The organism is Streptomyces sp. NPDC020742 (genome assembly GCF_040641675.1).
Taxonomy (GTDB): Bacteria; Actinomycetota; Actinomycetes; order Streptomycetales; family Streptomycetaceae; genus Streptomyces.
Window position 1 is genome coordinate 21,396 of record NZ_JBFAEA010000034.1, and the last position, 22,687, is coordinate 44,082.

A 22,687-nucleotide genomic window follows, 5' to 3' on the forward strand; every position below is an offset into this window, starting at 1 on the left:
GGGGTGGTGGGGTGCGACCGCAAGGCGATATCCGGGAGCGGCTCCCGGGATACCGCCAAGCGAGGCCCGGCCGGGCGGACCGGCCACGGCGTGCTTACAGCTCGACCTCGCGCATCAGCATGCCGACCTCGGTGTTGGTCATCCGGCGCAGCCAGCCCGACTTCTGGTCACCCAGCGAGATCGGCCCGAACGCGGTCCGCACCAGCTTGTCCACCGGGAAACCCGCCTCCGCCAGCATCCGGCGCACGATGTGCTTGCGGCCCTCGTGGAGCGTGACCTCGACGAGGTAGTTCTTGCCGGTGTTCTCGACCACCCGGAAGTGGTCGGCGCGGGCGTAGCCGTCCTCCAGCTGGATGCCGTCCTTGAGCTGCTTGCCCAGGTCGCGCGGGAGGGGGCCCTGGATCGCGGCCAGGTAGGTCTTCTTGACGCCGTAGCGCGGGTGCGTCAGGCGGTGCGCCAGCTCACCGTGGTTGGTGAGCAGGATGATGCCCTCGGTCTCGGTGTCCAGCCGGCCGACGTGGAACAGCCGCGTCTCGCGGTTGGTGACGTAGTCCCCCAGGCACTGGCGGCCGTCCGGGTCCTCCATCGTGGAGACGACGCCGGCCGGCTTGTTCAGCGCGAAGAAGAGGTACGACTGGGTGGCGACCGTCAGGCCGTCGACCTTGATCTCGTCCTTCTCCGGGTCGACCCGGACGCCCTGCTCCATGACGATCTTGCCGTTGACCTCGACCCGTGCCTGGTCGATCAGCTCCTCGCAGGCCCGCCGCGAGCCCATACCGGCTCGGGCCAGCACCTTCTGCAGCCGCTCGCCCTCCTGCTCGCCGAACGTCTTGGGCGTCTTGACCTGCGGCTTGTTGTGCCGGGCGCGGTTGCGCTCCTCGACCTGGGCGTCGTACTCACGGGGCCGCGCGGGGCCCTGACCGCGGCCCCGCTGGGGCCCGCCCTTGCCACCGGCACCGCCCTTGCCACCGGCCGCGGGCTTGGCGCCGGTACGGGGACCGCCCTTGGCACCACCGCGGGCCGCCGCGCCGCGGCTGCCACCGCCCTTGCGCTCGTCCTTGGCACCACCGGGGCCGCCCTGCCCGCCCACGTCGTAGCGGCGCTCCTCGGGACGGGGGCGGCCCGCGCGCTGCTGCTTCTCGTCCCTGCCGTTGCCGGCGCCGCGGTAGTTGCCGCGCCCGCTGTCCCTGTTGTTCCTGCCGCTGCTTCGCATCAATGATCCGTCTGAGAGTCGCCGCTGTCGTCTACGTCGAACGACGGGATACCTTCCGCAGAGTCGCCCTCGACCGCGTCCGCTTCCGGGAGGAACGGTGCGAGCTCGGGGAGCTCGTCCAGACCGCGCAGGCCCATCCGCTCCAGAAAGTAGTTCGTCGTCCTGTACAGGATCGCACCTGTTTCAGGTTCCGTCCCCGCCTCCTCCACCAGGCCGCGCTGGAGGAGCGTGCGCATCACACCGTCACAGTTCACTCCGCGGACGGCCGAGACGCGGGAACGGCTGACCGGCTGACGGTACGCGACCACGGCCAGAGTCTCCAATGCGGCCTGGGTGAGCCGGGCCTGCTGGCCGTCCAGGACGAAGCTCTCCACCGCGTCCGCGTACGCCGCGCGGGAGTAGAAGCGCCAGCCGCCGGCCACCAGGCGGAGGTCGAAGCCCCGGCCCTGGCGCGCATAGTCGTCGGACAGCTCGCGCAGCGCCAGCGCGACCGCGCGCCGGGGCCGCTGCAGCACGCGGGCCAGGTGCTCCTCGGTCGCCGGCTCGTCGACGACCATCAGCACCGCCTCCAGCGCGGGCTTCAGCTCCAGCTCGGCGACGCCCAGGGAACCGGTCGGCTCCTCCGGGCGCTCCCCCGGTCCGCCGCCGTCCGCGCCGGCCTCGGTGATGTCGTACGTCTCGGTGGTCCCGTACGCCTCGGAGGTTCCGTGGGGGCCGGTCGCCCCGTACGTGCCGCCACCGGCCGCGCCGTTCATGCCTGCTCCTCTTCCGCTTCCGCGCGCTCGTCCCGTCCCGCCCCGGTGGCGGTCCGCTCCCCCGGTTCCTGGTCGAACTCGTCCGTGACCTGTGGGACGGCCCCCTCCGCGCCCGTCCAGCGCACCGCCAGCGCGCCCAGCGCCTCCTCCTGGTCCAGCGCCACCACCCGCTCCCGGTAGAGCTCCAGCAGAGCCAGGAAGCGCGCCACGACGGTCAGGGTGTCCGGTGCGTCGGCGACCAGTTCCGCGAAGGTGGTCCCGCCCACCTCCCGCAGCCGCGCCATCACCACCTCGGCCTGCTCCCGCACGCTCACCAGCGGAGCGTGGATGTGGTCGACGAAGACCTGTGGTCGGGCCTTGGGCTGCATCGCCTTGACCGCGAGCCGGGCGAAGCCCTCGGCGCCGATGCTGAGGGCGACCTCGGGCAGCAGCTCGGCGAACTGCGGCTCCAGCCCGACCGTCCGGGGGTGGCACCGCGCCTCGTCCGTCAGCCGGCCGCTGAAGATGTCCGCGATCCGCTTGTACGCGCGGTACTGCAGCAGCCGCGCGAAGAGCAGATCGCGGGCCTCCAGCAGCGCGAGGTCCGCCTCGTCCTCCACCTCGGCGGCCGGCAGCAGCCGGGCCGTCTTCAGGTCGAGCAGGGTCGCCGCGACGACCAGGAACTCGGTGGTCTGGTCCAGGTCCCAGTCCGGCCCCATGGCCCGGATGTGCGCCATGAACTCGTCGGTCACCTTGGACAGCGCCACCTCGGTGACGTCCAGCTTGTGCTTGGAAATCAGCTGCAGGAGGAGGTCGAAGGGACCCTCGAAGTTGTCCAGGCGGAGGGTGAACCGTCCGTCGCCGCCGTCGGCCGGAGCCCCGTCGGAAGCATCATCGGACGCGATGCCGGAAGGAGCGCCGGACCCGGTATCGGAAGGAGCGCCGGACGCGGTGCCGCACGGAGGACCGGGCGCGGCATCGGCAGGGACGTCGGGAGCGCCATCGGACACCGCGTCGGAAGCGGCGTCGGCGGCCGGCGTCCCGGCGGAATCACCGGCCGCAGCGGGCGCATCCACCTCGCCCGACGCCGCGGGCGGAGCGGACTCCTCCGGCAGCTCCCCTCCCGCGGGCGCCGCCGGCTCCGCCGTCCCGGCGCCCGGCCCGCGCCCGAGTTGTCTGCGGGCGCGGGGCGCGGGGGCGTCGTCGTGGGTCGTCGGCATCGTGGTCCTGGTGCTGCGGTCCCGCGCCGGGGGCGACGGGCTGGTCACGGGCGGGAAGACCCGCCGGAGAGGCAGGTTATCCCCTCCCCGCCCGGGACACGCTCCAGGCCGCGCGGCAGGCCCCGCCCCGGAGCGGACGGGAGTGTGACGGCGGGGCCTAACGCCCGCGCAGCCGCCGTACCAGGATGCTGGCGTCGCCCCGCGACTCCAGGTCGGCGAGGACGACGGCGACCGCCTCGCGGACGATCCGGCCGCGGTCGACGGCGAGGCCGTGCTCCCCGCGCAGGACCAGCCGGGCGTGTTCCAGGTCCATGAGCTCCTCGGCGGAGACATAGACGGTGATCTTCTCGTCGTGGCGCTCCCGGCCGCTGGGGCGGCGGTTGGCGCCGCGGGTGCCGCCGCGCCGACGGCCCTGGCCACCCGCCTGCGCGGCTGCCGCGGCGTCGGGAGCGGACGGTCCGGACTGGCCTGCCTGTGCGCGGTGGCCCTTGGCCGGACTGCCGTCCGTCTCACGGCCGTTGTGCTCGGCGGGGGCCCCGACCGGAGGCACCCGGGGCGGGGTGGCCGGCCCGCCGTCACCCGCGGTCGCCGCGGCGTCCGGGGTGTCGTTCCCGGGCCGCCGCTGCCGGACCGCGGCGGCGGCCTCCGGCGCCTCGGCGGCCGGATCGGACTCGCCGGCCGGCGGGGGCACGCGGGGCGTCTCGCCGCCCGCCGCACCGTTCGCCGAACGGCGGGGGCTGGAGGGCTGCAGCCCCACCCCCCCGGTGGTGCGGAAGAGTTCGTCCGCTCCCGGCAGACTCACTCGGCGTGACACCGGGCGAGCACCTCCCTGGCGAGCTGGCGATAGGCGGCGGCACCGACGGAGTTGGAGGCGTACGTGGTGATCGGCTCGCCCGCGACGGTGGTCTCGGGGAAGCGGACCGTCCGGCCGATGACCGTGTGGTAGACGTGGTCGTCGAAGGCCTCGACGACCCGCGCCAGCACCTCACGGCTGTGCACGGTGCGGGAGTCGTACATCGTCGCGAGGATGCCGTCGAGCTGCAGCTCGGGGTTGAGCCGCTCCTGGACCTTCTCGATGGTCTCGGTGAGCAGCGCGACACCGCGCAGCGCGAAGAACTCGCACTCCAGCGGCACGATGACCTTGTGAGCGGCCGTCAGGGCGTTGACGGTCAGCAGGCCCAGGGAGGGCTGGCAGTCGATGACGATGTAGTCGTAGTCGGCCAGCAGCGGCTTCAGGGCGCGCTGCAGCGTCGACTCCCGGGCGACCTCGCTGACCAGCTGCACCTCGGCGGCGGACAGGTCGATGTTGCTGGGCAGCAGGTCCATGTTGGGGACCGCGGTCTTCAGCAGCACCTCGTCGGCCGACATCCCCCGCTCCATGAGCAGGTTGTAGACCGTCAGATCGAGTTCCATCGGGTTGACGCCGAGTCCGACCGACAGGGCGCCCTGCGGGTCGAAGTCGACGAGCAGCACCCGTCGTCCGTACTCGGCGAGTGCCGCGCCCAGGTTGATGGTCGAGGTGGTCTTGCCGACCCCGCCCTTCTGGTTGCACATCGCGATGATCTTTGCCGGGCCGTGGTCCGACAGCGGTCCCGGGATGGGGAAATAAGGGAGCGGGCGTCCGGTCGGGCCGACGCGTTCGCGGCGCTGGCGCGCGGCGTCCGGCGCGAGCGTCGCGGCGTATTCGGGGTCCGGCTCGTACTCCGCGTCCGGATCGTAGAAGTGCCCCTCGGGCAGGTCGTCGTAGTCGGCGAGACGGGCGGGTTCTCCACTGCCCCGGTCGCCGGCCATGGCGTTCACGTGATGGCCGTCCATGCTCTGGTGGGCTGTCGTGGAAATGCTGGCTGCGAAGGTGCGGACCGCGACGGAGCCGACAGCCTTCAGCCCCGGGGGACCCTGGACCCCTGCAACCGCTCCTGGTTGACCACCTCCGGGAGTAAATGTCGACTCATTCACAAGTCGTCTTACCTCCTTGGATGTGACCAGGAAACTTTATCGATAGGTCAGCGTGGCACCATGCCGACGGTTGGCGACTCTATGGCGTGTCGGGCGTCCGCAGCAACACAATCCACCGGACCCGGCACGATGTGTCGGTAACCGGACCCCTCGATGTCAAGAGCGCAAGCGGTATCGGACCGATGTTTCGGGGGTACACGAACCGGTTAAAGGGTTACGTTCACGGCGAGTTGGGGTCCGGCGATCCGGAACCCCTCCTTCCGGAGGTCGCACATGCGACCGGCCGGGCCCTGTTACCAAGGCCCGGCCGGATGTGCAGCGTTGACGCGCGTCGTTGACGCCTCAGCCGAGGAGGGTGCGCAGTTCGATGGTCTCCAGGCCGTGGGCCTCGGCGACCGGGCCGTAGACGACCTTGCCGTCGTGCGTGTTCAGACCCTTGGCCAGCGCCGGGTCACGGCGCAGCGCCTCGACCCAGCCGCGGTTCGCCAGCTCCACGATGTAGGGCAGCGTGGCGTTGGTGAGCGCGTGGGTGGAGGTGTTCGGCACCGCGCCGGGCATGTTGGCGACGCAGTAGAAGACCGAGTTGTGGACCTGGAAGGTCGGCTCGGCGTGGGTGGTCGGACGGGAGTCCTCGAAGCAGCCGCCCTGGTCGATCGCGATGTCGACAAGGACACTTCCGGGCTTCATCTTGGCGACGAGCTCGTTGGTGACCAGCTTGGGGGCCTTGGCACCGGGGATCAGGACCGCACCGACGACGAGGTCGGCCTCGATGACGGCCTTCTCCAGCTCGAAGGCGTTGGAGACGATCGTCTGCACCTTGGTGCCGAAGATCTTGTCGGCCTCGCGGAGCTTGTTGATGTCCTTGTCGAGCAGGGTGACGTGGAAGCCCAGGCCCACGGCGATCTGCACGGCGTTCCAGCCGGAGACGCCACCGCCGATGACGACGGCCTTGCCCGCGTGCACACCGGGGACGCCACCGGGCAGCACACCGCGGCCGCCGGCCTGGCGCATCAGGTGGTAGGCGCCGACCTGCGGGGCGATCCGGCCCGCGACCTCGGACATCGGGGCGAGCAGCGGCAGCTGACGGCCGGCCGTCTCGACGGTCTCGTAGGCGATGGCGGTGGTGCCGGACTCCAGCAGCGCGTCCGTGCACTCCTTGGAGGCGGCGAGGTGCAGGTAGGTGAAGAGCGTCTGGTCCTTGCGGAGGCGGTGGTACTCCTCCGCGATCGGCTCCTTGACCTTCAGCAGCAGGTCAGCGGTGCTCCAGACCTCGTCCGCGGTGTCCAGGATGGTGGCACCGGCGGACACGTACTCCTCGTTGGTGATGGACGAGCCGAGGCCGGCGTCCTTCTCGAGGAAGACCTGGTGGCCGTGGCGGACGAGTTCGTTGACTCCGGCGGGCGTGATGGCCACGCGGAACTCGTTGTTCTTGACCTCGCGGGGGATACCGACCTTCACGTCGATCACGGTCCTTGAAAGAGAGGGTGCAGGAGGAATTATCCCCTCATGCGATGCATGACGGAACTGGCCGCGCCGTACGCGGTTCAGCCAGTCTATTGAAGGAGCCGTTCTTGTCTAGCCTTGCAAAGCATTAATTTCTGCGAGAAGCACCACCGATTTCGTAGGTCAGTCCGGATGATCTCCGAGGAGGTGCTCCCCCACGGAACGGTGGAGGCCTGCCGCCGCGGGGTCGCCGAGCCGGTCGAGGGTGTCCGCAATCCGCAGTTGCAGCACCGCCTCCAGGTGTCCGTCCGCCGCCTTCCGGGCCAGGTCGAGGGCCTCCTGGCAGATCCGCAGGGCCCGCTCGGGCCGCCCCGCGCCCTCGTGCACCCGGGCCACTTCACCGGTCGCCCGCGCCTGACCTGCCCCGTCGCCGAGCCGGCGGTACGTCCTGGCCGCGGCCCGCCAGTGCCTGAGCGCCTCCTCCCACCGGCCCACGGAGCTGTGCGCGCCGCCGATCCGGCCGTACAGCCGCGCCGCGTCCGGGGTCTCCCCACGGGCCAGCCGCAGCTCCAGCGCCCGCCCGTACCAGTCGGCGGCCCGCTGCCCGTCGCCCAGCTCGGTGTAGGTGTCGCCCAGCGACTCCAGCGCCCGGCCGGTGGCCACCGGGTCCTTCACCGAACGGGCCGCCTCCAGCGCTCCCCGGTAGCGCGTGGCCGCCTGGGCGGTGCGTCCTGCCCGGGTGTCGAGGTCGGCGAGGTTCAGCAGGGCCGCGGCCCGCTCCCTCGGCAGGCCGCGCCGCTCGGCGACCCGGAGCACCAGCCCGTGCAGCGCGTAGAGGTCCGGAGCGGCGGCCTCGTCCCCCAGGTGCACCAGCAGCGAGCGGGTCAGCACGGCCATCAACCGCCGGTCCAGGGTGTCGAGTTCACCGTCCGCGACGGCGACGGCGGCGGCGTCCAGCAGCGCACCGCGGCGGCTGCGCAGCCAGTACGCCGCGGCGTCGCCGGAGGCGAAGCGCATCGGGCGGGGCAGCGCGGCGGCCTTCTGGCGGGCGGGCGCATCGGCCGGCTCACCCATGGCCCGGCAGGACTGCAGCAGCCGCACCGTCCGCTCCAGCATCCGGGCCCGGGCCAGCCGGATCTCGGCCGGCCGTTCGTGTTCCCCGAGCAGGGCGCGTACCTGCGGATCGAGGCAGCCGGGGAGGGTGTAGGCGGGGTACAGGGCGCCATCGGGCATCCGGACGCCCGGGGGCGGGCCGTCACCGGCGGGCGCCGGCCGCAGCAGGCCCAGCGCCGCGAAGTCCCCCAGGGCAGTGGCGGCCGTGGCCACCGAGCACCCGGCCAGCGCCGAGGCGATCTGGGCGTCCACCAGACCGGCCGGTGCCAGGGCGGTCAGCCGCAGTATCCGGGCGGCGGCGGGCGAGAGTGCCTGGTGGGCCAGGTGGAAGGCGCGGAACAGCGGACGGGCGCCGCCGGCCAGGTCCGGGGGCACCGGGACGGCTTGCAGCGCCCGGAGCAGGTCGGCGACGGAGGAGGTGGGGCGGGCGGCCAGCCAGGCACCGGCCAGGATCAGTGCGGCGGGCTGGCCGCCGCACTCCTCGGCGACGCTGTCGGCGGTCCGCGGATCGACGGTGATCCTGGTCGGACCGGCGTAGCGGCTGAGGATCTCGACACCGGCCGGGCCGTCGAGGCCGCCCAGCGCGCACGGCCGGACGTCCGGGATGCCGGTCAGCGGCCCCCGGGAGACCACCACGACCAGGCAGTCGGGGGCGTCCGGGAGCAGCGGTGCGACCTCGTCGGCCCCCGGGGCGTCGTCCAAGAAGAGCAGGACGCGGCGGCGGGCGAGCGCGCGGCGCAGCTGTTCGGTCAGCTCGTCCTCGACCGAGCCCGGGGAGACCCGCGCCCCGAGCGCGGCCAGCAGGTCCCGCGCGATGCGGCCGGTGTCGGTGACCGCACCGTCCGGCCCGGTCAGCCTGGCCCGCAGCACCCCGTCCGGGTAGCGGTCGGCCAGCCCCCGCAGCAGCTCCTCGGCCAGCGCGGTACGGCCGGACCCGGGCCGGCCGGCGATCAGCAGCACCCGGCTGCGGGCGCCCTTGCGGCCGGAGAGGGTGTCCAGACCGGCCCGGGCGATATCGGCGTGCAGCTCCTTGAGCTCGCGGCGCCGGCCGGCGAACCCGGTGGCGGGCGGCGGGGGGCCGGCAGGGCGGGCGGCGGCGCCGTCCGCGCGGCGGGACTCCGGTGCCCGCCGGCCCGGTGCCGCCACGGCGGGCACCTCCACCGTCCGGGGCGGGAGGTGTCCCCCGCCCACCGCCTGCTCCGTCACCGGTCACGCTCCCGTCCGCCCGCGCGTACGCTCCCGGCGCACGCGCGCACGGGACACCGCTGTCGAGCGTAGTTCACAGCCTGTCACGTTCCGTACGGAGCGCGGCGGTTGGGCCACTCGATCGGATCGGCGGATCATGCGACCGGCGCCCTGGACGGGGCACGGCGGGGCGGACCGGTACGCCGTGCCGGGAAGGTGCGGAGCGGGCGGGGCCGGGGCGTCAGGCTTGGAAGGGGCGGGCCGGCCAGGGCGCATCGGCCGGCCGGAGCGCGTCCAGGCTCCCGGCGCCCTGCGCCGCGGTGAGCGCCAGCACCCCCACCACCAGGCAGTTGTTGTGCAGCTCACCGGCGAGGACGCCGCGCACCAGCTCGTCCTGCGGCACCCGCGCCAGCTCCATGTCGGCCTCCTCCTCGGAGACCTCGAACCGCTCGCCCTCGGCCGCGGACAGCCCACGGGCGAGGAAGATCCGTACCGCCTCGTCGCAGCCGCCGGGCGTGGTGTAGACGTCGGTCAGCACCCGCCAGTCCTCGGCCTTGACGTGCGCCTCCTCGTAGAGCTCGCGCTGTGCGGCGTGCAGCGGGTTCTCCCCGGGGACGTCCAGCAGGCCGGCCGGGATCTCCCACAGCCGCTGGCGGACGGGGTGGCGGTACTGGCGCAGCACCAGCACCCGGCCCTCGTCGTCGAGCGCGAGGACGGCGACCGAACCGGGGTGGACCTGGTAGTCACGGGTGACCGACGAACCGTCCGGCATGACCACCTCATCGGTGCGCACGCTGGTCTTGTTCCCGGTGAACGGCGTCGTGGTCGCGGTGACCGTCCACTCCTCCGGGATGTCCTTGATCGCCATGGCGCGTCCTCCTGTGATGAGCGTTGACCCACGTGGAACCGGGGTACGGCCGGTCACTCCCGGCCGTACCCCGGCAACCGTATCCGCCGGTCCGCCGCCTACTTCGCGGTACCCGTCTTGCGCGCGACCGCGGCCTTCACCAGCCCCGCGAACAGCGGGTGCGGGCGGGTCGGGCGGGAGCGCAGCTCCGGGTGCGCCTGGGTGGCGACCAGGTAGGGGTGGATCTCGCGCGGGTACTCGACGTACTCGACGAGCTTGTTGTCCGGCGAGGTGCCGGAGAACTGCAGGCCGGCCTTCTTCTCCAGCTCACCGCGGTAGGAGTTGTTGACCTCGTAGCGGTGGCGGTGGCGCTCCTCGACGTACGGGGCGTCGCCGTAGACCTCGCGGACGATGGAGCCCTCGGCGAGCTTGGCCGGGTACATGCCCAGCCGCATCGTGCCGCCCATGTCGCCCTCACCGGCGACGATGTCCAGCTGCTCGGCCATCGTGGAGATCACCGGGTGGGCGGTCGCCGGGTCGAACTCGGTGGAGTTGGCGCCCTCGATGCCGGCGAGGTTGCGGGCCGCCTCGATGACCACGCACTGCAGGCCCAGGCACAGGCCCAGCAGCGGGAGCTTGTTCTCCCGGGCGTAGGTGATCGCGCCGACCTTGCCGTCCACACCGCGGTCGCCGAAGCCGCCGGGGATGCAGACCGCGTCGCAGTCGGAGAGCTGGGCCGCGGCGCCGGCCGGGGTCTTGCAGTCGTCGGAGGTGACCCACTTGAGCTTGACCCGGGTCTTGTTCGCGAAGCCGCCGGCGCGCAGCGCCTCGGTGACCGACAGGTAGGCGTCGGGCAGGTCGATGTACTTGCCGACCAGCGCGATCTTGACCTCGTGGTCGGGGTTGTGGACGCGCTCCAGCAGGTCCGCCCACTGGGTCCAGTCGACGTCGCGGAAGGGCAGGTCCAGCTTGCGGACGACGTAGGCGTCCAGGCCCTCGGCGTGCAGCACCTTGGGGATGTCGTAGATCGACGGGGCGTCGATGGCGGCGACCACGGCGGCCTCGTCGACGTCGCACATCAGCGAGATCTTGCGCTTGATGGCGGTGGGCACCTCGCGGTCGGCGCGCAGCACGATCGCGTCGGGCTGGATACCGATGTTGCGCAGCGCGGCGACCGAGTGCTGGGTCGGCTTGGTCTTCAGCTCGCCGGACGGGCCGATGTAGGGGAGCAGCGAGATGTGCACGACGAAGACGTTGTCCCGGCCGACCTCGTGGCGGACCTGGCGGACGGTCTCCAGGAACGGCAGCGACTCGATGTCGCCGACGGTGCCGCCGACCTCGGTGATCACGACGTCGACGTCCTCGGTCGCCATCCGCCGGATGCGGTGCTTGATCTCGTTGGTGATGTGCGGGATGACCTGCACGGTGTCGCCGAGGTACTCACCGCGGCGCTCCTTGGCGATCACGGTGTTGTAGACCTGGCCGGTGGTGACGTTCGCCGAGCCGTCGAGGTCGACGTCGAGGAACCGCTCGTAGTGGCCGATGTCCAGGTCGGTCTCGGCGCCGTCGTTGGTGACGAAGACCTCACCGTGCTGGAACGGGTTCATCGTGCCGGGGTCGACGTTCAGGTACGGGTCGAGCTTCTGCATCGTGACCCGCAGGCCCCGCGCCTTCAGGAGGGCACCCAGGCTGGAGGCGGTGAGCCCCTTGCCGAGCGAGGAGGCGACGCCCCCGGTGACGAAGAGGTGCTTGGTCGTCGTGGATTTGGGCGGCATGGCCAAGAGGGGGCTCCCGTGGTCGCGAGGTGGAGAGGTGCGAAGCGGCGCCGTCCCGGTTGTGTCAGGGGTGCCGTCGCTGCGGTTCGGGGGTGCCGTGATATCTGCTGCGACATCGGTTGGGCCCACCGGTCCACGGGGTACCAGGCTATCAGCGCCGGGACATGGTCGCGCCCGGCCACGCACCGGAACCTCGTACGACGACTCCCCGGTGACCGTGGGTGACGGCAGGGCCTGACAGTGTCACGTGATGGAGGCCACCCGTTCGGAGCACCTCACTCGTCGCGAGGGTCGCGCGGATCACCCGCGTGCGTCGTATCCTGCTCGGACACTCGCTACGAGCCGTCCGGGAAGGCACCACCCTCCCCCAGCCACCGCTGGACGGTGCCCCAGCTACCGCTGGGCGGTGCCGCCAGCCCGATTTCCGGTCCCGCTGCTCGGCGACGTTTCATGGGCAGGACGGACAGATCACAACGTCCCATGGGGGGCGTGACTCCAGTTCGACGGGAGATGCACGTGGCCGGGCGCATCGAGGACTACGCACTTATCGGCGATATGCAGACCGCCGCTCTAGTGTGCAGGGACGGGACGGTCGATTGGCTGTGCCTGCCCCGCTTCGACTCGCCGGCGGTCTTCGCAGGGCTGCTGGGCACGGAGGAACACGGTTTCTGGCGGATCGGGCCGCTGGGCGGCGAACGGCCGAAGCAGGCCGACCGCAGGCGCTACCGCGGTGATTCGCTGGTGCTGGAATCGGAGTGGGACACCCCGCGCGGTACCGTCCGGGTGATCGACTTCATGCCGCCGCGGGACGGGGCGCCGCAGGTGATCCGCATTGTGGAGGGCGTCAGCGGACGCGTGCCGATGCGCTCGGAGCTGCGGATGCGGTTCGCGTACGGCTGGGTCGTGCCGTGGGTGCACAAGGTCGACGACCGTACGGTGGCGGTGGCCGGGCCGGACTCGGTGTGGCTGGACACCGAGGCCGAGACCTACGGCAAGGACCTGACCACCTACTCCGACTTCACCGTCTCCCCGGGCGAGCGGATCGCGTTCACCATCAGCTGGGAGCCCTCGCACAAGCGGGCGCCGGCGGTGGCCGACCCGGAGGGGTCGCTGGAGGCGACCGAGGAGTTCTGGCGCGAGTGGGTCGAGCACTGTACGTACCACGGCCCCTACCGGGACGCGGTGGTGCGCTCGCTGATCACGCTGAAGGCGCTGACGTACGCGCCGACCGGCGGGATCGTGGCGGCGCCGACGACCTCGCTGCCGGAGTGCATCGGCGGGGTGCGCAACTGGGACTACCGCTTCACCTGGCTGCGGGACGCGGCGATCACCCTCTCCTCGCTGCTGCGCACCGGCTACCGCGAGGAGGCCATGGCCTGGCGGGAGTGGCTGCTGCGCGCGGTGGCCGGCGATCCGGACAACCTGCAGATCATGTACGGCATCGCCGGTGAGCGGGAGTTGGGCGAGAACGACCTCACCTGGCTTCCCGGGTACGAGAACTCCCGTCCGGTACGGGTCGGCAACGGCGCGGCCGGGCAGCTCCAGCTCGATGTCTACGGCGAGGTCACCGAGGCGCTGCACCTGGCCCATATGACGGGCCTGGCGCGCAACGACTACGCCTCGCTGCTGCAGCTGAAGCTGATCCAGTGGGTGGAGAAGCACTGGGACGAGCCGGACGAGGGCATCTGGGAGGTGCGCGGCCCGCGCCGGCACTTCGTGCACTCCAAGGTGATGACCTGGGTCGCGGTCGACCGCACCGTCAAGCTGATCGAGTCCGGCGATGTGGACGGCCCGTTGGAGCGCTGGCGGGACCTGCGCGAGACGATCCACCGCGACGTCTGCGAGAAGGGCTACGACAAGGAGCGCAACACCTTCACCCAGTCCTACGGGTCCCGGGAGCTGGACGCGTCGCTGCTGCTGATCCCGCAGGTGGGCTTCCTGCCGCCGGACGACAAGCGGGTGATCGGCACCATCGAGGCGATCCAGCGGGAGCTGTCCACCGAGGACGGGTTCGTGCTGCGCTACCCCACGGCCGATGAGGGCGTGGGCGTGGACGGCCTGGAGGGCGAGGAGGGCGCGTTCCTGGCGTGCTCGTTCTGGCTCGCCGACGACCTGGCGATGATCGGCCGGGTGGACGAGGCCCGCAAGCTCTTCGAGAAGCTGCTCTCGCTCCGCAACGACCTGGGCCTGCTGGCCGAGGAGTGGGACCCCAAGCTCAAGCGCCAAGTGGGCAACTTCCCGCAGGCGTTCAGTCACGTTCCGCTGATCGACACCGCACTGCGGCTGACGGCCAGCGGGGCGTACGGGGGCTAGCGGACGTACGAGAGCCGACGTACGAGGAGGCCGCCGCCGGTTGCACACGCTCCGGGGGCGGCCTTCTTGCACGTCGTCCTCCTCGCACCGGGTCTCCGGGCGCAGGGTCGGAGCCAGGGACTTAGAACGGGGTCAGGGTGAGGGTGATCTCCCTGGGCGCGCTGTCCTCGATGTACGAGGCGAAGCCGGCGACGTCGTCGAAGGCGAAGCCGTAGGCCTTGCCGTCCTTGGTCGCGGCGTGCAGTTCCCTGGCGTAGTGGTTGGTGAGCCGCTGCTGGTAGAACGCGGCCGGGTCGGTGGTGGGCTGGTGGTCCTGCGCGGTCAGCGTGGAGCGGTTGAGGGCGGCGCCCAGGACGGCGGCCACCGGTCCGGTGGTGCCGTCGTTGGGAGCGGCGAGGGCGCCGTCGCAGAAGAGGACGTCGCGGGTGGTCGGCTTGTCGAAGGAGACCGATCGGGGGCCGGTGAAGGTGAGCCGGCCGCCGCTGACCCGGCCGGTGAAGGTGCCGGCGTCGGTGGTGACGGTGAGGTCCTTGGCGGTGTAGGCGGACCAGGCCTCGTCGATGGCCGGGGCGAGGTAGTCCTGGGCGAACAGCCCGCTGTCCAGGCCGTGGCCGGGGGCGATCACCCGCTTGTCGCCGACGACCAGGCGGTCGAAGCCCTCGGCGGCCTTGACGGCGGAGAAGACCGTGGCCCGGGCCCCGTCCTTCAGGGTGCCGGTGGTCTGCTCCTTGGCCCCGGAGAGCGTGAGGGACAGCGGGACGCTGAACATGTCGACCATGGTGGTGTTGCAGTACATCCCGCCGGCGGTGAACGTGAACTCGGCGCAGTCGTGCAGGACGTCGTAGTTGGGGTCGCCGGCGACCCAGCCCGCGGGGTAGGCCAGGGCGGCCTTGCCGTTGCCGTCCTGGACCGCCTTGAACTTCAGCTTGTCGCCGAGTGCGGTGTAGATCCGGCCCGACATCCGGGGCAGCTGGAGGGTCGTGGTGCCGCTCGCGGCCAGCGGGATGGCGTAGTCGGTGAAACCGTCCGGGCCGTTGTCGGCCAGGGCGACCGGCCTCAGTTCTCCGTCCTGGGTGACGTGTACCTGCTGGGTGCCGTCATTGCCGACGAGGTAGATCCACACCGAGGCGTTGGCGTACTCGCCGGAGTTGTTGATGATGTGCAGCGGCATGCCGGCGGAGCGGGCGGGCCCTGCGGATCGGGCGGGCCGTGCGGATCCGGCGGGCGCGGTGGCGGGGGTGCCGCTCGCCCGGCCGGCCAGGGCGAATCCGGAGGCGGTGGCGGCGCCGGCGGCGAGCCCGCCGAGCAGGCTGCGGCGAGTGATCATGCGGTGGCTCCTTGCGGTGCGGTGGGGCGGGCGGCGGGGGCGGGCGGCGTGGGATGGGCGGCGGCGCTGGTGGTCGGGCCCGGCCGGGAGGCGGCGGGCGGGCCGGGGCGCGCAGCGGGGGCCGGTCGTTCCCCGGCGGGGGCGGCGGGCTGCTGTACGGAGACCGCGACCTGGTCGACGAGGAGCGAGCCGTCGGGGCGGGTGGCATCGGTGGGGGTGGCGAAGCCGGCGACACCGTCCGGGAATCCACCGCCCATCGCGAGGTTGAGCAGCAGGAAGTGGCCGTGGTGGGTGGCCCTCGCCCAGCTGTCGGCGTCCATCTCGGAGGCGTTCACGGTGTGGAACTCCTGGCCGTCGACGTACCAGTGCAGGGCTTCGGCGGCCGGGTCGGTGCGGTCCAGCTCCAGTGCGTAGGTGTGGAAACCCGCCTGGCAGGCGCTGCCCGGGCACGGGCGGGAAGTGCCTCTGCCCTGGGTCTCGTTGCACGGACCGCCGGGGCTGACGCCGCAGTGCAGGGTGCCCCACACCTTGTCGATCCCGTTGACGTTCTCCATGACGTCGAACTCGCCGATGCCCGGCCAGTTCTGGTAGTTGCCGCGGAAGTCGGCGCCCAGGGTCCAGAAGGCCAGCCAGTAGCCGAGTGCGGCGTCCCCGGTGACCTTGGGCATCCGGACGCTCGCCTCGATGCGGAGCCTGCCGCCGGCCGGGGCGGCGAAGTCGGCGCGCCGGGACTCGATACGGCCCGAGGTCCAGGTGGTGCCGTCCTTCCGGGCGGTGATCCGCAGATGACCCGCGCCGTCCAGCTGGAGGTTCTCGGGACGGTCGGTGTAGGTCTGGCGCTCGCCGGTGCCCCAGTTCGGCGGGCCGCCCGGATAGCCGGTACCGGTGTCGATGATCCAGTCGTCGTCGGAGGGCCGTGCGCCCGCGGCACCGTCGAAGTCCGTGCGCCACACCTCCGCGAAGGCCGCGGTCCGGTCGGGGCGGCCGGGGGGACCGGGGGGACCGGCTTCCTGGGCGGAGGCGGTGGGGAGGGTGACCGTGCCGGCGGTGACGAGTGCGGCGCTCGCGGCGAAGAGCACCGCTCTGCTGCGGAATCCGGCCCGCATCCGGGACCGATACACGCGCATGTTCATGACATTCTCTCCTCGGCGCTGTGGGGGTGGTGAGGAGTGCGGTGGCGCGGGGTGAAGAGTGCGGACCGGCGGGGGCGAAGGCGGGGCGGAGGCGGGGCGAGGGCGGGCCGGTGATCAACCGATGAGGGCCGGTGCGAACGGCTGGGCCGGTGAGGACGGTTGGGAGGGCTTCGGGGGCGGCTTCGGGAGAGCTTCGTGGGAGCTTCGTGGGGGGGGGAACGCCTTCCTGAGAGCGCTCTCACTCCGCGCTCCGTGCACCCTGCCGACTTCGTGGCACACCGTCAAGTGTGCGTAGGGAAAACGCAGTTGAGGGCGGGGGTGGGGCCGGGGAGCGCCGGTCGGGCGATGGTGGGGGGCGTCGGACGGTGGTGCCCGAGCCGTCGGAAAGTGGCACCTGGACCTTGGCGGTGACACCCGAATCGTCGGGCGGTGGGAGTGAACCGTCGGTCAGTGGTAGGCGAGGAAGGGGCACTCGGTGGACTGGGAGAGCGCGCCACACGGTGTGCGGGAGAGCTGGTCGTCCGGCGTCCGGGAGAGCCGGTCGTTCAGCGTGCAGGAGAGCTGGTCGTCCGGCGCCCGGGAGAGCCGGTCGTCCGGCGAGCAGGAGGAGGGGTCGCACGGTGTCTGAACCGAACGGTGGTCGGCCGACGCTGGAGGCGGTCGCGGCGCTCGCCGGGGTCTCCCGCGCCACGGTGTCCCGGGTGGTCAACGGCGGTACGGGCGTACGGGAGGCGGTCCGGGAACGGGTTCGGCAGGCGGTGCGCGAGCTGGGCTACGTCCCGAACAGCGCGGCCCGGACCCTGGTCACCCGCCGTACCGGAGCGGTCGCCGTGGTCATCGCGGAGCCGGAGACCCGGGTCTTCTCCGACCCGTTCTTCGGCCGTCAGCTGCGCGGGATCAGCCGCGAACTGGCCGCCGCGGACACCCAGCTGCTGCTGCTGCTCGTCGAGCACCGCGCCGACTACGACCGCATCGGCCGCTATCTGGCGGCCGGCTATGTCGACGGTGCGCTGATGTTCTCGCTGCACCGTGACGACCCGCTGCCCGCGATGGCGGACCGCGCCGGACTCCCCACCGTCTACGGTGGCCGGCCTGATTGGGAAGACACCGAGCGCGCAGCGCGGACCCTGTACGTCGACACCGACAACCGCGACGGCGCCCGCCAGGCCGTACGCCATCTCCACGCCCGCGGCCGCCGCCGGATAGCGGTGATCACCGGCCCGCTCGACCAGACCTCCGCCATGGACCGGCTCGACGGCTACCGCGAGGCGCTGGGCGGGGCGGAGTCGGACCCGCGGCTGATCGCCGACGGGGGATTCACGGCAGCCGGCGGCGAGCGTGCGATGGCCCGGCTCCTGGACGCCGCACCGGACCTGGACGCCGTCTTCGCCTGCTCCGACCTGATGGCGAACGGTGCCCTGCGCACGCTGCGGGCGCGCGGGCGCCGGGTTCCCGACGAGGTGGCGGTGGTCGGCTACGACGATCTGGAGCCGGCCGCCTGGGCGGACCCCCCGCTGACCACGGTCCGCCAGGACGTGGAGGAGATGGGGCGGTTGATGGCCCGGTTGCTGCTGCGGCGGCTGGGGGTGCCGACGGCGATCCCGATGGAGCTGGCACCGGTGATCACGGAGGCCCGGCTGGTGGTGCGGGAGTCGACGTGAGCAGGGGCACCACAGGAGCCGGCGTCACGGGCGGCCGTTCCGCTCCGCATGGCGGACTACCGGTACCGTTCCTGGCCATGGGGCCGGAAGCAAAGATCGAAGCCGAGATCACGGTACGCAGGGCACTGGAGCTGCCCGCGCTGCGGCGCGGGCTGCCGGAGGTGCTGGCCGGTGGGGACCGGCTGGACCGTGCGGTGCGGTGGGTGCACGCCGGCGAGGTGCCGCATATCGCTTCCCTGCTCAAGGGCGGTGAACTGCTGCTGACCACCGGCCTGGGGCTGGGCACCCGGCCCACGGAGCAGCGCGCCTTCATCCGCAAGCTGGCGGACCGCGAGATCGCCGCTCTCGTCGTGGAGCTGGGCTCGCGCTTCGAATCGCTGCCCGCTGCGCTGGTCGAGGCCGCGCGGGACTGCGGGCTGCCGCTGATCCAGCTGCACCGCGAGGTCCCGTACGTCACGGTCACCGAGGCGATCCACACCGAGATCATCAACAGCCACTACGCACAGCTGCGGCGGGCCGACGAGATCCTGCGGCGCTGTACGGACGTGCTGCTGCGCGGCGGCGGCGCCCCCGAGGTGCTGCGGCTGCTGGCCGTCTTCACCGGCAACCCGCTCTGTCTGGAGGCCCCCGACGGCAGCCCGCTGTACGCGGCCGGCCCGGAGAGCGGCGACGGCGGTCCCGCGGACGCCGACCCGCTGCTGGCCTGGGAGGGCCTGCGGGACACCGGCGTACGCATCGATGTGCCCGGCGGCGGCCACGGCCCGGACGCGGTCCGCGCCCGTCTGGTCCTGCTGCCCGTCAACGCCCCGGTGGCGCCGGTACACCGGATCGCCGCGGAGCGCGCCGCCGATCTGCTCGCCGTGGTGATGCTCCAGTCCCGCCAGGAGGAGGTGCTCGCCGCCCGGGGGCGCGGCGACTTCCTCGCGGACCTGGCGGAGGGCCGGATCTCGGCGGCCGAGGCACCGGCCCAGGCCCGGCTGCTCGGCTTCCGCCCCGGCTCGGACCCCGTCCTCCCGGTGGTGATGCGACTGCCCGCCGGTCTCCCCACGCCCGGCAGCTGGGCCCTGCTCGCCCAGGCGCTGCGCGAGGAACTCGCCGCGCCGGGCGTGCCGGTGCTGCTCGGCGTGCGCCCGGTGGAGGGCCGGGTCCCGGTGCTCGTGGCGCTGCGCACCGGGCAGGACCGCGCGGCGCTCGCCGACCGGATCGCCGAGGCGCTGCGCGCCGGCGTGGTGCGCGCGGGCCTGGACCGGCCGACGGCGCACCGCCCGGTGGTCGTCGTCGGTGCGGCCGGTGACTGGGCGGCGGCCGGGCCCGGGCTGCGGCATGCGGCGGAGGCGGCAGCGGCGGCACAGGGCCTGCCGGAGCAACCCTGGTACGACGCCCGCCGGCTCGACATCGAGCTGCTGCTGTGGCGGATGCGCGAACAGGGCGAACAGGGCGTCCTCACCGACTTCGTGGAGCGCGCCATCGGCCCCCTGCTCGCGCACGACCGCAGTGCCCGGCAGCCTCTGCTGCCCACACTGGAGGCCTATCTGGCCAGCGCGGGCCGCAAGGCGGAGACCGCCCGCGACCTGAACGTCAACCGCCAGACGCTCTACGACCGGCTGGCCCGCATCTCCCAGCTCCTGGGCACGGACCTGGACGATCCGCAGACGGTCCTGGGCCTCCGACTGGCCCTGCGCGCCAGGCGTCACACGAACCGGTCGTAGGGCGGGCTACGACGGAGGGCGGCGCCGTACCCGGCCCGTGCACCCCGCGACCAGCAGCCGCCACCCGTGGTGATCACCGCGTCGCCCCCCCGCAGAGGCGTGGCACCGGGCACCGAGGCCGGAGTCCGGTCGGGACAATGAGGCCACGCCGGCTCGACTCGGATCGGGCCACGTCCGGTCACGCCAAGCCAGGTCCGGTCCGGCCATGTCAGGCCACGCCCGGCCAGCCATGTCAGGTCACCGCGGCTGGACCGCCTCGGCCGGCTGCGTCAGTTCGTCGTAGACGCTGAGGACCTGGGCAACGGTGTCGTCCTCGGTCGGCCAGCCGGCCGCCTGGAGCCGGCCCGCCCCGGCCAGCGCCTCCCGGCGTGCGGGGTCCGCGAGCAGCGCCAGTACGGCACGGGCCAGGGCGGCGGCATCGCCGTAACGCACCAGTTCCGCGGCCGGGCCGACCAGTTCCCTGGTGCCGCCGGCATCGGTGGCGACCAGCGGCACCCCGGCCCGCAGTGCCTCCTGGGCGATCAGTGAACGCGCCTCCCACCTGCTGGGCAGCACCACCAGGTCGGCGGCGGCGAGCAGTTCGGGCACGTCGTCACGGCGGCCGAGCAGGTGGACCGGCAGTTGCTCGGCGTCGATCCGCCGCTGCAGCACGGCCCGTTGGTCCCCCTCCCCCGCGATGACGACCAGCGGCTGGGGATCGAGCGCGCACCAGGCGTGCGCGGCGTCCAGCAGCAGGTCATGGCCCTGGCTCGGGTCGAGGCGGCCGACCGCGAGCAGCAATGGGCGGTCCACCGCGCCCAGTTCGGCACGCTCCTTGTGGCGCGTCCGGTCGGCCTCCTGGGGCTCGGCCGGGGCGCCGCCGGACCGTGGGCGGGGAATGGCGACCGGTGCCAGCCGTGCGTCACGGGCGCCCCGCTGACGTGCGCGGTCCACGAGATCGGAACAGGCCCCCAGGACGACGGCGGCGGCCCGGGCCACCCGTCGCTCCATGAGGTGCACCAGCCCGGCCCGGGGGCCCTCGGTGTGTGTCTTGGTGTGCCAGGTCATCACCAGGGGGACGCGCCGTCCGCCCCGGGGACCGCGCAGTCCGCGCAGCGCCATCGAGGCCCGCATTCCGGCCCGCAGCCCATGGGCGTGGACCAGGTCGGCGTCCCAGCAGGCGCTGCGCAGCGAGGCCACGCCCGCCGGGTCCATCCGCGGCGGAACATGGACGAACCGGGCACCAACGCCGGTGAAGTCGTAGGCCTCCTCGATGTCCGGCGTGGCACAGACCGTCACCCGCACACCGCGCGCGACCAGCCCTTCGGCCAGCGAGCGGACGTGTGCCGCGCTGCCGGCGCTACCGTGCCCGAGCACCTGGACCGTGCGCAGCGGCGACAGCCCGTGCGTCGAGGTCGGGGTGCTGATCACGTGGTCGGCGCTCCTGGGTCGGGGCGGGGCGGGCCGTACCGGGAGGTCGGCCCGCTGCTGCGGTGTGCGGCGGCCCACCACCGGGCGACCGCCGTCCCGCCCGTCAGGGCGGCACACGGCGAGCGCGCCCGGAACCGGGCACCGCGCCCAGGATGCCAGCCCGGCGACGTCAATTCGGCACCGTCGGCCTGCCGTTCCGGTGGGAAGTCTCACCCCGGCACATACCGGATCACTCACATGGGTGACAAACCGCCCGCGCGAGCCACCGGTTCCTCTGGGTGAAGCGCCCCCCGGAGCACGCCCGCCACCACGACATAGGGCGCGCACGCGGTTGTCCGGGGCGCATCCGTTTTTGTCCGGATCAAGGGCATACGGGAGGGGCGCGGAGTCGCGCGTAACGGACGTGGGCCGCGCGAACGGGCAGGCGGGGCGCGCGGGGTCCGCTCCCTGTCGTGGAACGGGCGCGGGGAGGAGACGGCGCGCATGGCCCGGGCGGGGCGCAGTGCGCGCGGGGCATGGTGCGCCGCGGGGCAAGGTGCGCCGCGGGGCAAGGTGCGCCGCGGGGCAAGGTGCGCCGCGGGGCAAGGTGCGCCGCGGGGCATGGTGCGCCGCGGGGCGAGGTGCGCCGTGGCGCCGCTCGCCGGCGTGGAACGGCATCGCGCACGGCCGCGCCTCCCGCCGGTCCCGCCCCTCCTCCCCGTAGCGGTCGCCCCGTGACGGCGCAACGGGCCGCCCATGACGTCAGAGCGCCGCTGCCGCCCGGGTCACACGGTCCCCGACGGCCGCCGCGGCGATCAGTCCCGCGGCGTGGGCGGCCAGTCCACCGCGCCCGTTCGCCGTCACCACGGCGAGCCCCAGGGCCGCGCCGAGCGCATGCGCCCCGGCGTCGCCGAGCATGGTGCGCTCCCCGACGTCCTCGGCGACGACGGCGGCCGCGGCCCCCATGGGCGCGGCGGCCAGCGCTCCCGAGGGGCCGTTCCGCAGCAGGCCGGGCGCCCCGAGGGCCAGCACGGCACCGGCCGCCCGCCCCGGCCGGACGTCGAGGAGGTTCACCAGGTGCGCCGAGCCGGCGATGACCACGCCCGCCAGCAGCCGATCGGCCGGGCGCTCCTTCACCAGGGCACCGGCCACCAGCCCGGCGGCGCCGATCCCGAACAGCTTCACCGCACCGCTGGTGACCTCCCGCTGCCGCAGCGCGGAGAGGTGTGCCCGGAATCCGCGGCGGGAGTCATCGGCGCCGACGGCGTCGTCGTACGCCCCGCAGCCGCCGGCGGCCAGTACGGCCAGTGCGGACGCGGCACGGGCGCGGGCGGGCAGGCCCGGAGTGGTCGCGGCGGCCAGTGCGGTGCCGGCGGTCGTCGCGAGCCCGGCGTGCAGGTGCACGGTGCGGCCGGCGTAGTTCTTGCGCTCCCAGCGGGCGGCGCCGCCCGGCGGCCGCTTCCGCAGCACCTGGTAGGCGGCACGGGTCGCCGCTGCCGCCCCGAGCAGCGCCGTGATCCGGCCCCGCACTCCGTTGTCTCCCGCCGTCACCATGTCGCTCCCCTTGCCTGGCACTCCGCCACGCTCGACTCTCTGTTGTCCGGGGCGCGGTCCCCCTCGGTGACCTTGCCCCCTCCCCCGCGGGCCCGGCCGGCAGCGCGTGCCACAC

At 73.2% G+C, this 22,687-nt stretch carries 17 protein-coding genes; 4 read left to right on the top strand and 13 right to left on the bottom strand.

The features are described 5' to 3' along the window. Positions 1–94: 94 nt before the first annotated feature. From AB0G84_RS33250 to AB0G84_RS33290, 9 genes are all read right to left on the bottom strand, one after another. Positions 95–1,213 carry a pseudouridine synthase gene (locus AB0G84_RS33250; RefSeq protein ID WP_361329356.1) on the bottom strand — a complete coding sequence of 373 codons (1,119 nt, stop codon included), beginning with the start codon at positions 1,211–1,213 and terminating at the stop codon, positions 95–97. Continuing rightward, positions 1,213–1,968 carry an SMC-Scp complex subunit ScpB gene (gene scpB, locus AB0G84_RS33255; RefSeq protein WP_361329359.1) on the bottom strand — a complete coding sequence of 252 codons (756 nt, stop codon included), beginning with the start codon at positions 1,966–1,968 and terminating at the stop codon, positions 1,213–1,215. The genes AB0G84_RS33250 and scpB overlap by 1 nt, the downstream gene beginning before the upstream one ends. Further along, a complete protein-coding gene (locus AB0G84_RS33260) occupies positions 1,965–3,167 on the bottom strand; it encodes a segregation/condensation protein A (RefSeq protein WP_361329362.1) in 1,203 nt (400 codons plus the stop codon). The genes scpB and AB0G84_RS33260 overlap by 4 nt, the downstream gene beginning before the upstream one ends. Positions 3,168–3,324: 157 nt before the next feature. Next, entirely contained in the window at positions 3,325–3,981 is a 657-nt protein-coding gene (locus AB0G84_RS33265) for a hypothetical protein (RefSeq protein ID WP_361329365.1), read from the bottom strand. Continuing rightward, positions 3,966–4,982, bottom strand: a complete 1,017-nt coding sequence (locus AB0G84_RS33270) for a ParA family protein (RefSeq protein ID WP_361329368.1) — start codon at positions 4,980–4,982, stop codon at positions 3,966–3,968. The genes AB0G84_RS33265 and AB0G84_RS33270 overlap by 16 nt, the downstream gene beginning before the upstream one ends. Positions 4,983–5,465: 483 nt before the next feature. After that, positions 5,466–6,581 (bottom strand): alanine dehydrogenase, encoded by a 1,116-nt coding sequence (gene ald / locus AB0G84_RS33275; RefSeq protein WP_361329371.1) that lies wholly within the window; start codon positions 6,579–6,581, stop codon positions 5,466–5,468. A gap of 168 nt (positions 6,582–6,749) precedes the next feature. Beyond that, positions 6,750–8,885, bottom strand: a complete 2,136-nt coding sequence (locus AB0G84_RS33280; protein WP_361329374.1) for a tetratricopeptide repeat protein — start codon at positions 8,883–8,885, stop codon at positions 6,750–6,752. Positions 8,886–9,105: 220 nt separating this feature from the next. Beyond that, positions 9,106–9,732: an NUDIX hydrolase gene (locus AB0G84_RS33285; protein WP_361329377.1), complete on the bottom strand. Its 627-nt coding sequence runs from the start codon at positions 9,730–9,732 to the stop codon at positions 9,106–9,108. Positions 9,733–9,830: 98 nt separating this feature from the next. Beyond that, positions 9,831–11,486, bottom strand: a complete 1,656-nt coding sequence (locus AB0G84_RS33290; protein WP_361329380.1) for a CTP synthase — start codon at positions 11,484–11,486, stop codon at positions 9,831–9,833. A 510-nt stretch (positions 11,487–11,996) separates the two neighbouring features. On the opposite strand from AB0G84_RS33290, the gene AB0G84_RS33295 reads away from it, so the two are divergent. Continuing rightward, positions 11,997–13,799 (top strand): glycoside hydrolase family 15 protein, encoded by a 1,803-nt coding sequence (locus AB0G84_RS33295; protein ID WP_361329454.1) that lies wholly within the window; start codon positions 11,997–11,999, stop codon positions 13,797–13,799. 121 nt (positions 13,800–13,920) lie between these two features. Here AB0G84_RS33295 and AB0G84_RS33300 read toward each other — a convergent pair whose 3' ends face one another. Both AB0G84_RS33300 and AB0G84_RS33305 read right to left on the bottom strand, forming a co-directional pair. Next, the gene (locus AB0G84_RS33300) at positions 13,921–15,126 is read right to left on the bottom strand and encodes a beta-1,3-glucanase family protein (protein ID WP_361329383.1); all 1,206 of its coding nucleotides are present in this window, start codon (positions 15,124–15,126) and stop codon (positions 13,921–13,923) included. Beyond that, on the bottom strand, positions 15,123–16,259 hold the full coding sequence (locus AB0G84_RS33305) for a glycoside hydrolase family 16 protein (protein WP_361329386.1): 1,137 nt from the start codon (positions 16,257–16,259) through the stop codon (positions 15,123–15,125). The genes AB0G84_RS33300 and AB0G84_RS33305 overlap by 4 nt, the downstream gene beginning before the upstream one ends. A gap of 475 nt (positions 16,260–16,734) precedes the next feature. Between AB0G84_RS33305 and AB0G84_RS33310 the strand changes: the two genes are divergently transcribed. The 3 genes from AB0G84_RS33310 (at position 16,735) to AB0G84_RS33320 (ending at position 19,629) form a co-directional block, all read left to right on the top strand. Continuing rightward, positions 16,735–16,887: a hypothetical protein gene (locus AB0G84_RS33310; RefSeq protein ID WP_361329389.1), complete on the top strand. Its 153-nt coding sequence runs from the start codon at positions 16,735–16,737 to the stop codon at positions 16,885–16,887. Continuing rightward, the gene (locus AB0G84_RS33315) at positions 16,880–17,920 is read left to right on the top strand and encodes a LacI family DNA-binding transcriptional regulator (RefSeq protein WP_361329392.1); all 1,041 of its coding nucleotides are present in this window, start codon (positions 16,880–16,882) and stop codon (positions 17,918–17,920) included. Before AB0G84_RS33310 ends, AB0G84_RS33315 begins: the two co-directional genes overlap by 8 nt. 77 nt (positions 17,921–17,997) lie before the next feature. After that, positions 17,998–19,629, top strand: a complete 1,632-nt coding sequence (locus AB0G84_RS33320) for a PucR family transcriptional regulator ligand-binding domain-containing protein (protein WP_361329395.1) — start codon at positions 17,998–18,000, stop codon at positions 19,627–19,629. Positions 19,630–19,866: 237 nt separating this feature from the next. Here AB0G84_RS33320 and AB0G84_RS33325 read toward each other — a convergent pair whose 3' ends face one another. Both AB0G84_RS33325 and AB0G84_RS33330 read right to left on the bottom strand, forming a co-directional pair. Next, the gene (locus tag AB0G84_RS33325; RefSeq protein WP_361329398.1) at positions 19,867–21,039 is read right to left on the bottom strand and encodes a glycosyltransferase family 4 protein; all 1,173 of its coding nucleotides are present in this window, start codon (positions 21,037–21,039) and stop codon (positions 19,867–19,869) included. A gap of 741 nt (positions 21,040–21,780) precedes the next feature. Continuing rightward, on the bottom strand, positions 21,781–22,572 hold the full coding sequence (locus AB0G84_RS33330) for a hypothetical protein (RefSeq protein ID WP_361329401.1): 792 nt from the start codon (positions 22,570–22,572) through the stop codon (positions 21,781–21,783). Between the last annotated feature and the right edge of the window lie 115 nt (positions 22,573–22,687).